At 65.9% G+C, this 15,464-nt stretch carries 11 protein-coding genes; 9 read left to right on the top strand and 2 right to left on the bottom strand.

Translation table 11 applies throughout. The features are described 5' to 3' along the window. The coding region (gene rplL / locus ACK41C_RS20655) for a 50S ribosomal protein L7/L12 (protein WP_409658610.1) at positions 1-282 on the top strand (282 nt) is incomplete at its 5' end. Between the two features lie 158 nt (positions 283-440). On the opposite strand, the gene ACK41C_RS20650 is transcribed toward rplL, so the two are convergent. Further along, entirely contained in the window at positions 441-713 is a 273-nt protein-coding gene (locus ACK41C_RS20650) for an usg protein (RefSeq protein WP_409658607.1), read from the bottom strand. Between the two features lie 530 nt (positions 714-1,243). Here ACK41C_RS20650 and rpoB point away from each other — a divergent pair. The 4 genes from rpoB to ACK41C_RS20630 all read left to right on the top strand — a co-directional run bounded on the left by rpoB (position 1,244) and on the right by ACK41C_RS20630 (position 11,273). Then, a complete protein-coding gene (gene rpoB / locus ACK41C_RS20645) occupies positions 1,244-5,329 on the top strand; it encodes a DNA-directed RNA polymerase subunit beta (protein ID WP_409658655.1) in 4,086 nt (1,361 codons plus the stop codon). Between the two features lie 90 nt (positions 5,330-5,419). Then, positions 5,420-9,613, top strand: coding sequence for a DNA-directed RNA polymerase subunit beta' (gene rpoC / locus ACK41C_RS20640; protein WP_409658604.1), 4,194 nt, complete (start codon positions 5,420-5,422; stop codon positions 9,611-9,613). A gap of 107 nt (positions 9,614-9,720) precedes the next feature. Then, the gene (locus ACK41C_RS20635; protein WP_409658601.1) at positions 9,721-10,053 is read left to right on the top strand and encodes a zf-TFIIB domain-containing protein; all 333 of its coding nucleotides are present in this window, start codon (positions 9,721-9,723) and stop codon (positions 10,051-10,053) included. Positions 10,054-10,154: 101 nt separating this feature from the next. After that, complete coding sequence (locus tag ACK41C_RS20630; RefSeq protein ID WP_409658598.1) at positions 10,155-11,273, top strand: ferritin-like domain-containing protein; 1,119 nt, start codon at positions 10,155-10,157, stop codon at positions 11,271-11,273. A gap of 9 nt (positions 11,274-11,282) precedes the next feature. Here ACK41C_RS20630 and ACK41C_RS20625 read toward each other — a convergent pair whose 3' ends face one another. After that, entirely contained in the window at positions 11,283-11,915 is a 633-nt protein-coding gene (locus ACK41C_RS20625; RefSeq protein ID WP_409658595.1) for a hypothetical protein, read from the bottom strand. Positions 11,916-12,255: 340 nt separating this feature from the next. On the opposite strand from ACK41C_RS20625, the gene rpsL reads away from it, so the two are divergent. The 4 genes from rpsL to ACK41C_RS20605 form a co-directional block, all read left to right on the top strand. Beyond that, entirely contained in the window at positions 12,256-12,627 is a 372-nt protein-coding gene (gene rpsL / locus ACK41C_RS20620; RefSeq protein ID WP_409658592.1) for a 30S ribosomal protein S12, read from the top strand. 11 nt (positions 12,628-12,638) lie between these two features. Next, a complete protein-coding gene (rpsG, locus tag ACK41C_RS20615; protein ID WP_409658589.1) occupies positions 12,639-13,112 on the top strand; it encodes a 30S ribosomal protein S7 in 474 nt (157 codons plus the stop codon). Between the two features lie 101 nt (positions 13,113-13,213). Further along, complete coding sequence (fusA, locus tag ACK41C_RS20610) at positions 13,214-15,292, top strand: elongation factor G (protein WP_409658586.1); 2,079 nt, start codon at positions 13,214-13,216, stop codon at positions 15,290-15,292. A gap of 51 nt (positions 15,293-15,343) precedes the next feature. Beyond that, positions 15,344-15,464 (top strand): GTP-binding protein (locus ACK41C_RS20605; RefSeq protein WP_236849606.1); only part of this gene is annotated, 121 nt, incomplete at its 3' end.

Raw genomic sequence — 15,464 nt, 5'->3', positions numbered from 1 at the left:
TCTCCTTTTTCCTCCCCCCCCCCCCCCTCCTTTTCCCCCCCCCCCCCCCCCGAGGCCGCTGAAGAGCAGACCGAGTTCACCGTCGTGCTGACCGCCGGCGGCGACAAGAAGATCAACGTGATCAAGGAAGTTCGCGGCGTCCGTCCGGACCTCGGCCTGAAGGAAGCCAAGGACCTCGTCGAAGGCGCTCCTCAGAACGTCAAGGAAAACATCTCCAAGCAAGAAGCCGAAGAGATCAAGAAGAAGCTCGAGGAAGCCGGCGCCACCGTCCAGATCAAGTAAGCCAGAGCGCGACAGCCGGAAGTGGACACCGGTTCCGGCGCCCGTCGCGCTCCAACTTCTTGAAACCGTCCCTCCTCGAGGAAGGACGGGGGCGGCGCGGTTCTCGCGTCACTTCAGCGGGCCCGGCGAGCGATCGCCGGGCCCGTTCCATTTTTGAGTCAGTGCAGCTTGAACTGCGCCGAGGCCATCTTGAACTCGGCCGGCTTGATCAGCTCCCGGTGCGCCACGGTGACGGTGTGCAGGACGCCGTCGAGCTTGTGGCTCCAGAAGTCGAGGAACTTCCTCAGGTTCGGGAACTGCGGGAAGAGATCGTATTCCTGCCAGATGTAGCTCTGCAGCAGGGAGGGATGATCGGGCATCCGGTAGAGGATCTCCGCCGTGGTCAGGCCATAGCCTTGCAGCTGCTTTTCGAACTCCGAACTGACCGCCATCTCGCAACCTTTCGAACGCACCCCCAAATGGGCGAACGACTCAAAGTCTAGGCGCGATCCCTAAAAAAGACCAAAATATCAAAGCGTTAGCACTGGTTCGGCTCGGCTGCTGCCAAGTTGGGAGTTGGGGAGCGGATTTTCCCAGTTCGGAGGGAACAAGCCTTACGCCGCAAGGGTTTCGCGCCCGTGGGTTGACGTAGACACTCGGGATCCGAGCCATTCCAGGCGGGGCGCGCTGAGGAGCTTGCCGATTTGCGCGCCGCCGGCTGCAAATTTCTTTGGCGAAGGGCTTCCCTTGGGGGCCCAAAAGGCCTATCTCGCGTCTTTCGCGAAATCACGATTCGTTTCGACGCGATTCAGCGCGCGTACGCTCCGAGGCATGGCCCGCCGCCCTCCGGCCATGCGAGGGAGCGCCCCTGGCGATACAGGGGCATTCCAGCGTCCGACTCCCGTCCGGGAGTTCGAGGGTGGACGCAGGATAGATGACCAGACGCGCGGACTCCATGCCGTTCGTCTCTCAAGGGAACAATATGGCCCAGTCCTTCACCGGTAAGAAGCGGATCCGGAAGTCGTTCGGCCGCATCCCCGAAGCCGTGCAGATGCCGAACCTGATCGAGGTTCAGCGCTCCTCCTACGAACAGTTCCTGCAGCGCGAAGTCCGCGCCGGCGAGCGTCGGGACGAGGGGATCGAGGCGGTCTTCAAGTCCGTCTTCCCGATCAAGGACTTCAACGAGCGCGCGGTCCTGGAATACGTCTCCTACGAGTTCGAGGACCCGAAGTACGACGTGGAGGAGTGCGTCCAGCGCGACATGACCTTCGCAGCCCCGCTGAAGGTCAAGCTGCGCCTGATCGTCTTCGAGACCGATGAAGAGACCGGCGCCCGCTCCGTGAAGGACATCAAGGAGCAGGACGTCTATATGGGCGACATCCCGCTCATGACGGAGAAGGGCACCTTCATCGTCAACGGGACCCAGCGTGTCATCGTCTCCCAGATGCACCGCTCGCCGGGCGTCTTCTTCGACCACGACAAGGGCAAGACCCACGCCTCGGGCAAGCTGCTGTTCGCCGCCCGCGTCATCCCCTACCGCGGCTCGTGGCTCGACTTCGAGTTCGACGCCAAGGACATCGTCTATGTCCGTATCGACCGCCGCCGGAAGCTGCCCGCCACCACCTTCCTGATGGCGCTGGGCATGGACGGGGAGGAGATCCTCTCCACCTTCTACGACGCCGTCTCGTTCGAGAAGCGCACCGACAAGAGCGGCGCGATCGGCTGGGCCACCCCCTACAAGCCCGAGCGCTGGCGCGGGGCGAAGCCGGAATTCCCGCTGATCGACGCCGACACCGGCGAGGAAGTGGCGCCGGCCGGCCAGAAGATCTCCGCCCGCAACGCCAAGAAGTTCGCCGACGCCGGCCTCAAGACTCTGCTGCTGGCGCCCGAGGCCCTGACCGGCCGCTACCTGGCCCGCGACCTCGTCAACTTCGAGACCGGCGAGATCTACGCCGAGGCCGGCGACGAGCTGGATCCGACCCTGCTGGCCGCGCTGGAGGAGCAGGGCTTCTCCACCCTCGACGTGCTCGACGTCGACGAGATGACCATGGGCGCCTACATCCGCAACACGCTGCGGGTGGACAAGAACACCGCCCGCGAAGACGCCCTGTTCGACATCTACCGCGTGATGCGCCCGGGCGAGCCGCCGACCGTCGAGGCGGCGGAAGCCATGTTCAAGTCGCTGTTCTTCGACGCCGAGCGCTACGACCTTTCCTCGGTCGGCCGGGTGAAGATGAACATGCGCCTGGAGCTCGACTGCCCCGACGACGTGCGCGTGCTGCGCAAGGACGACGTGCTGGCGGTGCTGAAGACCCTGGTCGGCCTGCGCGACGGTCGCGGCGAGATCGACGACATCGACAACCTGGGCAACCGTCGGGTCCGGTCGGTGGGCGAGCTGCTTGAGAACCAGTACCGCGTCGGCCTGCTGCGCATGGAGCGGGCGATCAAGGAGCGCATGAGCTCGGTCGACATCGACACGGTCATGCCGCACGACCTGATCAACGCGAAGCCGGCGGCCGCGGCCGTGCGGGAGTTCTTCGGCTCCTCGCAGCTCTCGCAGTTCATGGATCAGACCAACCCGCTGTCGGAGATCACCCACAAGCGGCGCCTGTCGGCCCTCGGCCCGGGCGGCCTGACCCGCGAGCGGGCCGGCTTCGAGGTGCGCGACGTGCACCCGACCCACTACGGCCGGATCTGCCCGATCGAGACGCCGGAAGGCCCGAACATCGGCCTGATCAACTCGCTGGCCACCCATGCGGTGGTCAACAAATACGGCTTCATCGAAAGCCCCTACCGGCGGATCAAGGACGGCAAGACCACCGACGAGGTGGTCTACATGTCGGCCATGGAAGAGGCCAAGCACGTCATCGCCCAGGCCAACATCAAGCTCGAGGCCGGCGAGATCGTCGAGGACCTGGTCCCCGGCCGGATCAATGGCGAGCCCAGCCTGCTGCCGAAGGCCGACGTCGACCTGATGGACGTGTCGCCTAAGCAGGTCGTTTCGGTCGCCGCCTCGCTGATCCCGTTCCTCGAGAATGACGACGCCAACCGCGCCCTGATGGGCTCGAACATGCAGAAGCAGGCCGTGCCGCTGATCCAGACGGATGCGCCCCTGGTCGGCACCGGCATGGAAAGCGTCGTGGCGATCGACTCCGGCGCCGTCGTGGTGGCGCGCCGGGCCGGTGTGGTGGAGCAGATCGACGGCACGCGTATCGTCGTCCGCGCCACGGAAGAGACCGACCCCACCAAGCCGGGCGTCGACATCTACCGTCTGCAGAAGTTCCAGCGCTCCAACACCTCGACCTGCATCAACCAGCGCCCGCTGGTCCGCGTGGGCGACCGGGTGGCGGCGGGCGACGTGGTGGCCGACGGGCCGTCCACGGACCTGGGCGAACTGGCCCTGGGCCGGAACACCCTCGTCGCCTTCATGCCGTGGAACGGCTACAACTTCGAAGACTCGATCCTGATCTCCGAGCGCATCGTGCGCGACGACGTCTTCACCTCGATCCACATCGAGGAGTTCGAGGTCATGGCCCGCGACACCAAGCTCGGCCCGGAAGAGATCACCCGCGACATCCCCAACGTCGGCGAGGAAGCCCTGCGCAACCTCGACGAAGCGGGCATCGTGGCGATCGGCGCCGAGGTCCTGCCGGGCGACATCCTGGTCGGCAAGGTGACGCCGAAAGGTGAGTCGCCCATGACGCCGGAAGAGAAGCTGCTGCGCGCCATCTTCGGCGAAAAGGCCTCGGACGTGCGCGACACCTCCCTGCGCCTGCCGCCCGGCGTGGCTGGCACGGTGGTGGAAGTGCGGGTCTTCAACCGTCACGGCGTCGACAAGGACGAGCGTGCTCTGGCGATCGAACGCGCCGAGATCGACCGCCTGGGCAAGGACCGCGACGACGAGTTCGCGATCCTGAACCGCAACATGACCGCGCGCCTGCGCCAGCTGCTGGTCGGCAAGGTCGCCGTCTCCGGGCCCAAGGGCCTGGGCCGCGGCGAGATCACGACCGACAAGCTGGAGGAGATCGCGCCCGGCCTGTGGTGGCAGATCGCGCTCGACGACGAGAAGGCCATGGGCGAGCTGGAGGCCCTGCGCCGCCAGTTCGACGAGGCCCGCAAGCGTCTCGATCGCCGCTTCGAGGACAAGGTCGACAAGCTGCAGCGCGGCGACGAGCTGCCCCCCGGCGTGATGAAGATGGTCAAGGTGTTCGTGGCGGTGAAGCGCAAGCTGCAGCCGGGCGACAAGATGGCCGGCCGTCACGGCAACAAGGGCGTCATCTCCAAGATCCTGCCGATCGAGGACATGCCCTATCTGGAAGACGGCACCTCGGTCGACATCGTGCTGAACCCGCTGGGCGTGCCTTCGCGGATGAACGTCGGCCAGATCTTCGAGACCCACCTCGGCTGGGCCGCGGCGGGGCTGGGCAAGCAGGTCGCCGAAATGCTGGAGGCCTGGCAGAACGGCGGCCAGCGCCAGGCGCTGATCGAGCATCTGCGTGACGCCTACGGGCCCGACGTGGAGCTTCCGGATACCGATGAAGAGCTGGTGGAGCTGGCCCGCAACCTGTCGAAGGGCATCCCGTTCGCCACCCCGGTGTTCGACGGCGCCCACATCGACGACATCGAGGACCTGCTGGAAAAGGCCGGTCTCGAGCGCTCGGGCCAGGTGCAGCTCTATGACGGCCAGACCGGCGAGAAGTTCAAGCGTCCGGTCACGGTCGGCTACATCTACATGCTGAAGCTGCACCACCTGGTGGACGACAAGATCCACGCCCGGTCGATCGGCCCCTACAGCCTGGTCACCCAGCAGCCGCTGGGCGGCAAGGCCCAGTTCGGCGGCCAGCGCTTCGGGGAGATGGAGGTCTGGGCGCTGGAAGCCTACGGCGCCGCCTACACCCTGCAGGAGATGCTGACGGTGAAGTCGGACGACGTGGCTGGCCGGACCAAGGTCTACGAGTCGATCGTCCGCGGCGACGACACCTTCGAAGCCGGCATCCCCGAGAGCTTCAACGTGCTCGTCAAGGAGATGCGCTCGCTGGGCCTGAACGTGGAGCTGGAGAACGGCTAGGGCCGCAATCCGCCGCACCGCTAAGCGCGAGGGGAGGGGCCGTCAGCCTCTCCCCATCGCCTCTGGAATTGCTGACGAACTGGAAAATCGATGAACCAGGAAGTCCTGAATATCTTCAACCCGGTCCAGGCCGCCCCGACCTTCGACCGCATCCGCATCGCGCTGGCTTCGCCGGAGAAGATCCGTTCGTGGTCGTTCGGCGAGATCAAGAAGCCCGAGACGATCAACTACCGGACGTTCAAGCCGGAACGCGACGGCCTGTTCTGCGCCCGCATCTTCGGTCCGACCAAGGACTACGAGTGCCTGTGCGGCAAGTACAAGCGCATGAAGTACAAGGGCATCATCTGCGAGAAGTGCGGCGTCGAGGTCACCCTCGCCCGCGTGCGCCGCGAGCGGATGGGCCATATCGAACTGGCCTCGCCGGTCGCCCACATCTGGTTCCTGAAGTCGCTGCCCAGCCGCATCTCGATGATGCTGGACATGGCGCTTAAGGACATCGAGCGCGTCCTCTATTTCGAGAACTACATCGTCACCGAGCCCGGCCTGACGCCGCTGAAGCTGCATCAGCTGCTCTCGGAAGACGACTACCTGCGCTACCAGGAAGAGTTCGGCGACGACAGCTTCACCGCCGAGATCGGCGCCGAGGCGGTCCAGGGCCTGCTGAAGGGCATCGACCTGCCGAAGGAAGCCGACAAGCTGCGCGAGGAGCTCGTCACCACCACCTCGGAAATGAAGCTCAAGAAGACGTCCAAGCGTCTGAAGCTGATCGAGAGCTTCATCGAGAGCGGCAACAAGCCCGAGTGGATGATCCTCTCGGTCGTGCCGGTGATCCCGCCGGAACTGCGCCCGCTGGTGCCGCTGGACGGCGGCCGGTTCGCCACCTCCGACCTGAACGACCTCTACCGCCGGGTCATCAACCGGAACAACCGCCTGAAGCGCCTGATCGAGCTGCGCGCGCCGGACATCATCATCCGCAACGAAAAGCGGATGCTGCAGGAAGCCGTCGACGCCCTGTTCGACAACGGCCGTCGCGGCCGCGTCATCACCGGCGCCAACAAGCGTCCGCTGAAGTCGCTGGCCGACATGCTGAAGGGCAAGCAGGGCCGGTTCCGCCAGAACCTGCTAGGCAAGCGCGTCGACTATTCCGGCCGTTCGGTCATCGTCGTCGGCCCGGAGCTGAAGCTGCACGAGTGCGGCCTGCCCAAGAAGATGGCGCTCGAGCTGTTCAAGCCGTTCATCTATGCGCGGTTGGACGCCAAGGGCCTGTCGGGCACCGTCAAGCAGTCCAAGCGCATGGTGGAGCGTGAGCAGCCGGCGGTCTGGGACATCCTCGACGAGGTCATCCGCGAGCATCCGGTCCTGCTGAACCGGGCGCCGACCCTGCACCGCCTGGGCATCCAGGCCTTCGAGCCCAAGCTGATCGAAGGCAAGGCCATCCAGCTGCACCCGCTGGTCTGCGCCGCCTTCAACGCCGACTTTGACGGCGACCAGATGGCCGTGCACGTCCCGCTGAGCCTCGAGGCCCAGCTGGAAGCGCGCGTCCTGATGATGTCGACGAACAACATCCTGTCGCCCGCCAACGGCCGGCCGATCATCGTGCCGTCGCAGGATATCGTGCTCGGCCTCTACTACCTGTCGCTGGCCAAGGACGGCGAGCCGGGCGAGGGCAAGCTGTTCGCCGATCTGGGCGAGATCGATGCGGCGCTCGACGCCGGCGTCGTGACCCTGCACACCAAGATCAAGGCCCGCCATACGGAGATGAACGCCGAGGGCGAGCTGGTGCGCAAGGTGATCGACACCACGCCGGGCCGGATGAAGATCGTCGCGCTCTTCCCGAAGCACCCGGCCATCGGCCATCGCCTGCTCGAGAAGAACCTGACCAAGAAGGAGATCGGCAACCTGATCGACGCCGTCTACCGCCACTGCGGTCAGAAGGCGACGGTGATCTTCGCCGACCAGATCATGGGCCTGGGCTTCCGCGAAGCGGCCAAGGCCGGCATCTCCTTCGGCAAGGACGACATCACCATCCCGGCGCGCAAGAAGCCGATCGTCGAAGAGACCCGCAAGCTGGTCGAGGAGTACGAGCAGCAATACGCCGATGGCCTGATCACCAAGGGCGAGAAGTACAACAAGGTGGTCGACGCCTGGGCCAAGGCCACCGACCGCGTCGCCGACGAGATGATGGCGGAGATCTCCACCGCCGAGAAGGACGAGAACGGCCGCGAGAAGGAGATCAACTCGATCTTCATGATGGCCAACTCCGGCGCCCGGGGTTCGCAGGCCCAGATGAAGCAGCTCGGCGGCATGCGCGGCCTGATGGCCAAGCCCTCCGGCGAGATCATCGAGACGCCGATCATCTCGAACTTCAAGGAAGGCCTGTCGGTCCAGGAGTACTTCAACTCCACCCACGGCGCCCGTAAGGGCCTGGCCGACACCGCGCTGAAGACCGCCAACTCTGGCTACCTGACGCGCCGTCTCGTCGACGTCGCCCAGGACTGCATCATCACCGAGGAAGACTGCGGCACCACCCGGGGCATCACCCTGCGCGCCGTGGTCGAAGGCGGCGACGTGCTGGTCTCGCTGGGTCTGCGCATCCTCGGCCGGTTCGCCGCCGAGGACATCAAGGATCCGGGCACCGGCGAGGTCATCGTTCCGGCCGACACCTATCTCGACGAGAACATGATCGAGACGGTGGAGGCCGCGGGCGTCCAGGCCGTGAAGGTCCGCTCGGTCCTGACCTGCGAGGCCAAGAACGGCGTCTGCGGCGCCTGCTACGGCCGCGACCTGGCGCGCGGCACCCCGGTGAACATCGGCGAGGCCGTGGGCGTCATCGCCGCCCAGTCGATCGGCGAGCCGGGCACCCAGCTGACGATGCGGACCTTCCACATCGGCGGCACCGCCCAGGTGGCCGAGCAGTCCTTCTTCGAAAGCGCCAACGAGGGCGTGGTGAAGATCGCCGGCGGCGCCACCGTCACCGCCCCGGACGGCGAACTGGTGGTCATGAGCCGCAACCTGCAGGTCACCGTGCAGGTCGACGGCAAGGACCGCGAGTCCTACAAGCCGCCCTACGGCGCGCGCCTGAAGGTCAAGGATGGCGACAAGGTCAAGCGCGGCCAGCGCCTGGCCGACTGGGACCCGTACTCCACGCCGATCATCACCGAGGTTGGCGGTCGCGTGCGGTTCGAGGACCTGGTGGAGAACGTCTCGGTCCGCGAGGAAGCCGACGAGGCCACCGGCATCTCCAACCGCGTGGTCATCGACTGGCGCGCCTCCACCAAGGGTTCGGACCTGCGTCCGGCCATGGCGGTGCTGGACGAGAGCGGCGCCTATAAGCGCCTCTCCAACGGCGGCGAGGCCCGCTACCTGCTGCCCGTGGGCGCCATCCTCTCCGTCGGCGACGGCGACGAGGTGAAGCCCGGCGAGGTGCTGGCCCGGATGTCGACCGAAAGCGCCAAGACCCGCGACATCACCGGCGGTCTGCCGCGGGTGGCCGAGCTCTTCGAAGCCCGGCGTCCGAAGGACTGCGCGGTCATCGCCGAGATGGACGGCCGGGTCGAGTTCGGCCGGGACTACAAGAACAAGCGCCGCATCAAGATCACCCCGGAAGACGGCGGCGAGGCGGTCGAGTTCCTGATCCCGAAGGGCAAGCACATCGCCGTCCACGACGGGGACGTCATCCGCAAGGGCGAGTACCTGATCGACGGCAACCCGGATCCGCACGACATCCTGCGCATCCAGGGCATCGAGGCGCTGGCCGAATTCCTGGTCAATGAGATCCAGGAGGTCTACCGGCTGCAGGGCGTGCCGATCAACGACAAGCACATCGAGACCATCGTCCGGCAGATGCTGCAGAAGGTCGAGATCCTGGAGCCCGGCGACACGGGCCTGCTCAGGGGCGACCATCTCGACAAGGTCGAGGTGGACGAGGAGAACGCCAAGGCGGAAGCCCGCGGCGGTCGTCAGGCCCTCACCCAGCCGGTGCTGCTCGGCATCACCAAGGCGTCCCTGCAGACCCGCAGCTTCATCTCCGCGGCCTCCTTCCAGGAGACCACCCGCGTGCTGACCGAGGCTTCGGTGCAGGGCAAGAGCGACACGCTCGAAGGCCTGAAGGAGAACGTGATCGTCGGCCGGCTCATCCCGGCGGGCACCGGCTCCTACCTGCGCAACCTGCAGCGCATCGCCGCCAAGCGCGACGAGGCGCTCTCGCAGAGCCGTGAAGAAGCCATGGAGCCGCTGCCGGAAGCCATCGCCGACGCGGCGGAGGCCGAGCGCATCGAGACCTGATCGGCTGCTAAGTCGAGCGCGAAAAAACGGTCCGGGAGGCGACTCCCGGACCGTTTTCATTTGCTGCGCGGGCGCCTAAATCCTCCAAAACCCGAGGAGGATCTTTCGTGCCCCTGCTGCTCTGCCCCAACTGCAACGTCTCGATGCAGAACGTCGCCCGTTCCGGCGTCGAACTCGACATGTGCCCCAGCTGCCGGGGCGTCTGGCTGGATCGGGGAGAGCTCGAAAAGATCCTCGGCGCGAGCCGCGAAGCGAGCGAGTCCGACGCCCGCGCACGGGAACGCTTCGACCGCGAGGTGGACAGTTTCCATCGCGATCCGGACGCCTGGCGGCGCAGCCACCCCTATGACGCCGCCCACAAGCGCTACCGCTACGATGACGACGACGACTACCGGCGCAAAAAGAAGAAGAAGTTCGACATCTTCGACATCTTCGATTGACCGGGACTCGGCCGCTCGTTGATCGATGTCAAAGATGACGCCGGCGTCATCTTTATACTCCTCCCCAATCCGGCGAAGGACCGGGAAAGGGAGACGAGATCATGCTGAACGTTCAGGTCGTGCAGGGGCCGCCCCAGGCCGTCCAGGAATTCGACGACGACGAGCTGGCCAAGCGCCTGACGGACCACGATGTCGAGGTGATCCGCGAGATCTTCAAGACGCCCCTGACCGGGTCCTACAACTGGGACTACGACACGGCGAACGCCAAGATCCGACGGCTCTACGAGCTCGGCAAGCGGTTCAACTGGAACGTCGAGATGGACGTCGACTGGAACCAGCCGCCGCCGGTGGCGGCGGGCGCCAACGCCGACGAGGAGCCGGAGGGCTTCGCCGCCCATCCGAAATGGCAGGCCCTGACGCCGGAACAGCGCCGGGACTTCCAGCGGCGGTCGAACGCCCAGACCCTTTCGCAATTCCTGCATGGGGAGCAGGGGGCCCTGATGGTCGCCTCCCAGCTGGTCAGCTGCGCGCCGACGCACGACGCCAAGCTCTACGCCGCCTCCCAGACCTTCGACGAGGCCCGGCACGTGGAGGTCTTCCACCGCTATCTGATGCAGCGGTGCCGGATGATCTATCCGATCAATCCGAACCTGAAATTCCTGCTCGACAAGGTGCTGACCGACGAGCGCTGGGACCTGAAGTTCATCGGCATGCAGATTCTCATCGAGGGCCTGGCGCTGGCGGCCTTCCAGACCATCCACCAGACCACCCGCGATCCCCTGCTGCGCGACATCGTCGGTCTGGTCATGCGCGACGAGGGGCGGCACGTGGCCTTCGGCGTGAACTATCTGGAGGACTGGATCCGCGCCCTGCCCGAGGACGAGATCGAGGAGCGGGCGCAGTTCGCCTACGAGGCCTGCGTGGTCATGCGCAACCGGCTCGTTTCCACCACCGTGGCCGAGGAGTTCGGCTTCACCCGGGAGGAGGCGCTGGAGATCAACAACGCCACCCAGGGCGGTCGGGCCTTCCGAACCTTCCTGTTCGAGCGGATGATCCCGAACCTGAAGCGCGTGGGCCTGCTCACCGAAAAGATCCGGCCGAAGTTCGAGGAACTCGGCGTTCTGGAGTTCGAGAACCTGCAGCACGACGGGATGATCGACTGGGCGACGCTGGAGGCGCCGCTGAAGCGGGACTCCACCGGCGAGGTGATCGCCGCCTGACCGGAGAAATCAGCGGGGGGGCGGCCAGATCGGCGGCAGCTCCCGCATCTCCGGCCCGCTGTCGCGGTGGTCCGTCCCGATGGGCAGATTGCCCCGCTTGTACTCCTGATAGGCTTCCTTGCGCGCGGCGGCCGCGTCGAAGGCTCTCCGCTTGTCGGGCGCCATCGGCGGCTCGATGAAGGGCGCATCCTTGGCGCCCGCGCCGAACGTCTCGTCGCAGGCGTCGCGCTCGGCCTTGGTCAGGCGCACGGCCTCGGCGTTGGCGCACCCGACGGCGCCGCGCCTCAGGGCCTGGCGCAGCTGGTCCTGCCAGGCGGGCAGGGGGGCTGGGCTGATCGAGGTTCCCGCCCCGCCGCCGCCGGAACCGCGGCTTTCGGGCGCGTAGAGCGGCGCGACCGGCGAGGCTTCGTCCAACTCCCGAAGTCGGCGGACGTTCAGCGGCCGCGCCGGCGACGCGCGGGTGGGAATGTCCGTTCGCTCCGGCGGGATGAACCGGGGAACCACCGTCACCTCGATCGTCGTCTCCGGCGCAGCCGGCGCCTGGAGCAGGGGGCTGCGCAGGGCGAGCGCGCCCAGTACGGCCGCGTGCAGCAGGAGCGACGCCGTCAGAAGCGTCCATCTGCGGCGGTCCGCACCCGTCATCTGCGCCCCTCGATTGCAAGCTGGACCGTCAGGCTCGGCCCGTCGAACGGCGAAATCGTGGCGCGACGAAGGCGGCGCGCAGCGGGAAAAGGCCTTGAGTTCACGAGCGTTGACGGATGGCGCCTTCGCGAGTATGAACCGCGCTCCTTTCGAGGCCGGGGATTCTTCCCCAGTCCCGATGAACGGTTTGTCCCGCAACGGACGGCCAGGCCCGCCGGGGCGCATTGCGCGCGCGCCGGCGAGTTTTTGCGTTCAGCGGGGGGTTTCGAAGCCTAAGACAACATGGACCCCAATCGAGGCGCTTCGGCCAAACGGCACACGCCTCCAGAGCAGAGATTAGATGCCTACGATCAACCAGCTCATCCGCAAGCCTCGGCATGACAAGCCGTCGCGGAACAAGGTGCCGGCCCTGAAGGGCTGCCCGCAGCGCCGCGGCGTCTGCACGCGCGTCTACACGACGACGCCGAAGAAGCCGAACTCGGCCCTTCGGAAGGTCGCCAAGGTGCGCCTGACCACCGGCATCGAAGCGGTGTGCTACATCCCCGGCGAAGGCCATAACCTGCAGGAGCACTCGGTGGTGCTCATTCGCGGGGGCCGGGTGAAGGACCTTCCGGGCGTTCGCTATCACATCCTGCGCGGCGTGCTCGACACCCAGGGGGTCAAGGACCGCAAGCAGCGCCGTTCGCTCTACGGCGCCAAGCGTCCGAAGTAAGGAATTCAGATATGTCCCGTCGCCGTCGCGCTGAGAAACGTGAAGTCCTGCCGGATCCGAAGTTCGGGGACCTCACCGTCACGAAGTTCATGAACTACGTGATGTACGAAGGCAAAAAGGCCGTCGCCGAGAACATCCTCTACGGCGCCTTCGACATCCTGGAAGCCAAGCGGAAGGACATGACCCCGCTGGAAACCTTCCACGCCGCTCTGGAAAACGTCGCGCCGGCCATCGAGGTGCGTTCCCGCCGGGTCGGCGGCGCCACCTATCAGGTGCCGGTCGAGGTCCGCCCCGACCGCCGCAAAGCCCTGGCCATCCGCTGGCTGGTGACCGCCGCCCGCAAGCGCGGCGAGAACACCATGACCGACAAGCTGGCTGGCGAACTGCTGGACGCGGCTTCCAACCGCGGCTCCGCCGTCAAGAAGCGCGAAGACACCCACAAGATGGCCGAAGCCAACCGGGCCTTCTCGCACTACCGCTGGTAAGGTCCGCCAATCCATCGCTTCCCGGCGCGGGCGGTTTGAGCTAAACCGCCCGCGCCGTTCGTTCAGCACTCCCGAACGCCTCTTTCAGCAGAGCTTCCGCTATGCCCCGTACGCACAAAATCGAAGACTACCGCAACTTCGGAATCATGGCCCACATCGACGCGGGCAAGACGACGACGACGGAGCGGATCCTCTACTACACCGGCAAGAGCCATAAGATCGGCGAAGTTCATGACGGCGCGGCCACCATGGACTGGATGGAGCAGGAGCAGGAGCGCGGCATCACCATCACGTCGGCCGCGACGACCGCCTTCTGGAACGGCAAGCGCCTGAACATCATCGACACGCCCGGGCACGTGGACTTCACCATCGAGGTGGAGCGCTCGCTGCGCGTCCTCGACGGCGCGGTCACCGTGCTGGACGGCAACGCCGGCGTTGAGCCGCAGACCGAGACCGTCTGGCGTCAGGCCGACAAGTACAAGGTTCCGCGGATCGTGTTCGTCAACAAGATGGACAAGATCGGCGCCGACTTCGACAAGTCGGTGGAATCCATCCGCGACCGCCTGGGCGCCAAGGCCGTGCCGATCCAATTCCCGATCGGTTCGGAATCCAACCTGCGCGGCCTGGTGGACCTGGTCCGCATGAAGGCGGTGCTGTGGGACAACGACGGCCTGGGCGCCAAGTACTGGGACGAAGAGATCCCGGCCGACCTCAAGGCCAAGGCCGACGAGCTGCGCCACTACCTGATCGAAAACGCCGTCGAGCTCGATGACGACGCGATGGAAGCCTATCTGGGCGGCGAGGAGCCCTCGGAAGAGACCATCAAGAAGTGCATCCGCAAGGCCGTGCTGACCGGCGCCTTCTATCCGATCCTCTGCGGCTCGGCTTTCAAGAACAAGGGCGTGCAGCCCCTGCTTGACGCGGTCGTGGACTATCTGCCCTCGCCGGTGGACATCCCGCCGACCCAAGGCATCGACTTCAAGACCGAAGAGCCGGTGGAGCGCAAGGCCTCCGACGACGAGCCGCTCTCGGTCCTGGCGTTCAAGATCATGGACGACCCGTTCGTGGGCTCGCTCACCTTCTGCCGCATCTATTCGGGCAAGCTCGAGACCGGCATGGGCCTGATGAACTCGACGCGTGACAAGCGCGAGCGGGTCGGCCGCATGCTGCTGATGCACTCGAACAACCGCGAGGACATCAAGGAAGCCTATGCCGGCGACATCGTCGCCCTGGCCGGCCTGAAGGAAACCCGCACGGGCGACACGCTCTGCGATCCGAACAAGTCGCCCGTGATCCTGGAGCGCATGGAGTTCCCGGCCCCGGTGATCGAGATCGCCGTGGAACCCAAGTCCAAGGCTGACCAGGAGAAGCTGGGCGTCGCCCTGGCCAAGCTGGCCGCCGAAGACCCGTCCTTCACCGTCTCGACCGACCACGAGTCCGGCCAGACGATCCTGAAGGGCATGGGCGAACTGCACCTGGACATCAAGATCGACATCCTGAAGCGCACCTACAAGGTCGAGGCCAATATCGGCGCGCCGCAGGTGGCCTATCGCGAGAGCCTGGGTAAGCGGGCCGAGATCGACTACACGCACAAGAAGCAGACCGGCGGCACGGGCCAGTTCGCCCGCGTCAAGCTGGTGTTCGAGCCGGGCGAACCGGGTTCGGGCTTCGTGTTCGAAAGCGCCATCGTCGGCGGCGCGGTGCCGAAGGAATACGTCCCCGGCGTCCAGAAGGGCCTGGAGTCCGCCAAGGACAACGGCCTGCTGGCGGGCTTTCCGCTGATCGACTTCAAGGCCACCCTGGTGGACGGCGCCTATCACGACGTCGACTCCTCGGTCCTGGCCTTCGAAATCGCCTCGCGCGCGGCCTTCAAGGAACTGCGCGAGAAGGGCGCCCCGAAGCTGCTCGAGCCGATCATGGCCGTCGAGGTCGTGACCCCGGAAGAGTACCTGGGCTCGGTCATCGGCGACCTGAACGGCCGCCGCGGCCAGATCCAGGGCCAGGACGTGCGCGGCAACGCCACCGTCATCAACGCCTTCGTCCCGCTGGCGAACATGTTCGGCTATGTGAACACCCTCCGGGGCATGTCGCAGGGCCGCGCCCAGTTCACCATGCTGTTCGACCACTACGAGACTGTGCCGCAGCATGTGGCCGACGAAGTGATCAAGAAGTACGCCTAACCCCTTCCAACCCTAGTTAGAGGACAAGCCCGGACAGGGCTGGAGCTTGAAATGGCCAAGGAAAAGTTCGAACGCACGAAGCCGCATTGCAACATCGGCACGATTGGTCACGTGGACCATGGGAAGACGACGCTGACGGCGGCGATCACGATGACGCTGGCGAAGTCGGGCG

It is taken from the genome of Phenylobacterium sp. (assembly GCF_046290725.1).
Taxonomy (GTDB): Bacteria; Pseudomonadota; Alphaproteobacteria; order Caulobacterales; family Caulobacteraceae; genus Phenylobacterium.
Note: the sequence above shows the minus strand (reverse complement) of the source record. Positions and strands in the feature narration are given on the sequence as shown.

Bases quoted from the DNA above. Each gene is read 5' to 3' on its own strand.
- ACK41C_RS20650 (WP_409658607.1), bottom strand. From the start codon at position 713: ATGGCGGTCAGTTCGGAGTTCGAAAAGCAGCTGCAAGGCTATGGCCTG.
- rpoB (WP_409658655.1), top strand. From the start codon at position 1,244: ATGGCCCAGTCCTTCACCGGTAAGAAGCGGATCCGGAAGTCGTTCGGC.
- rpoC (WP_409658604.1), top strand. From the start codon at position 5,420: ATGAACCAGGAAGTCCTGAATATCTTCAACCCGGTCCAGGCCGCCCCG.
- ACK41C_RS20630 (WP_409658598.1), top strand. From the start codon at position 10,155: ATGCTGAACGTTCAGGTCGTGCAGGGGCCGCCCCAGGCCGTCCAGGAA.
- ACK41C_RS20625 (WP_409658595.1), bottom strand. From the start codon at position 11,915: ATGACGGGTGCGGACCGCCGCAGATGGACGCTTCTGACGGCGTCGCTC.
- rpsL (WP_409658592.1), top strand. From the start codon at position 12,256: ATGCCTACGATCAACCAGCTCATCCGCAAGCCTCGGCATGACAAGCCG.
- rpsG (WP_409658589.1), top strand. From the start codon at position 12,639: ATGTCCCGTCGCCGTCGCGCTGAGAAACGTGAAGTCCTGCCGGATCCG.
- fusA (WP_409658586.1), top strand. From the start codon at position 13,214: ATGCCCCGTACGCACAAAATCGAAGACTACCGCAACTTCGGAATCATG.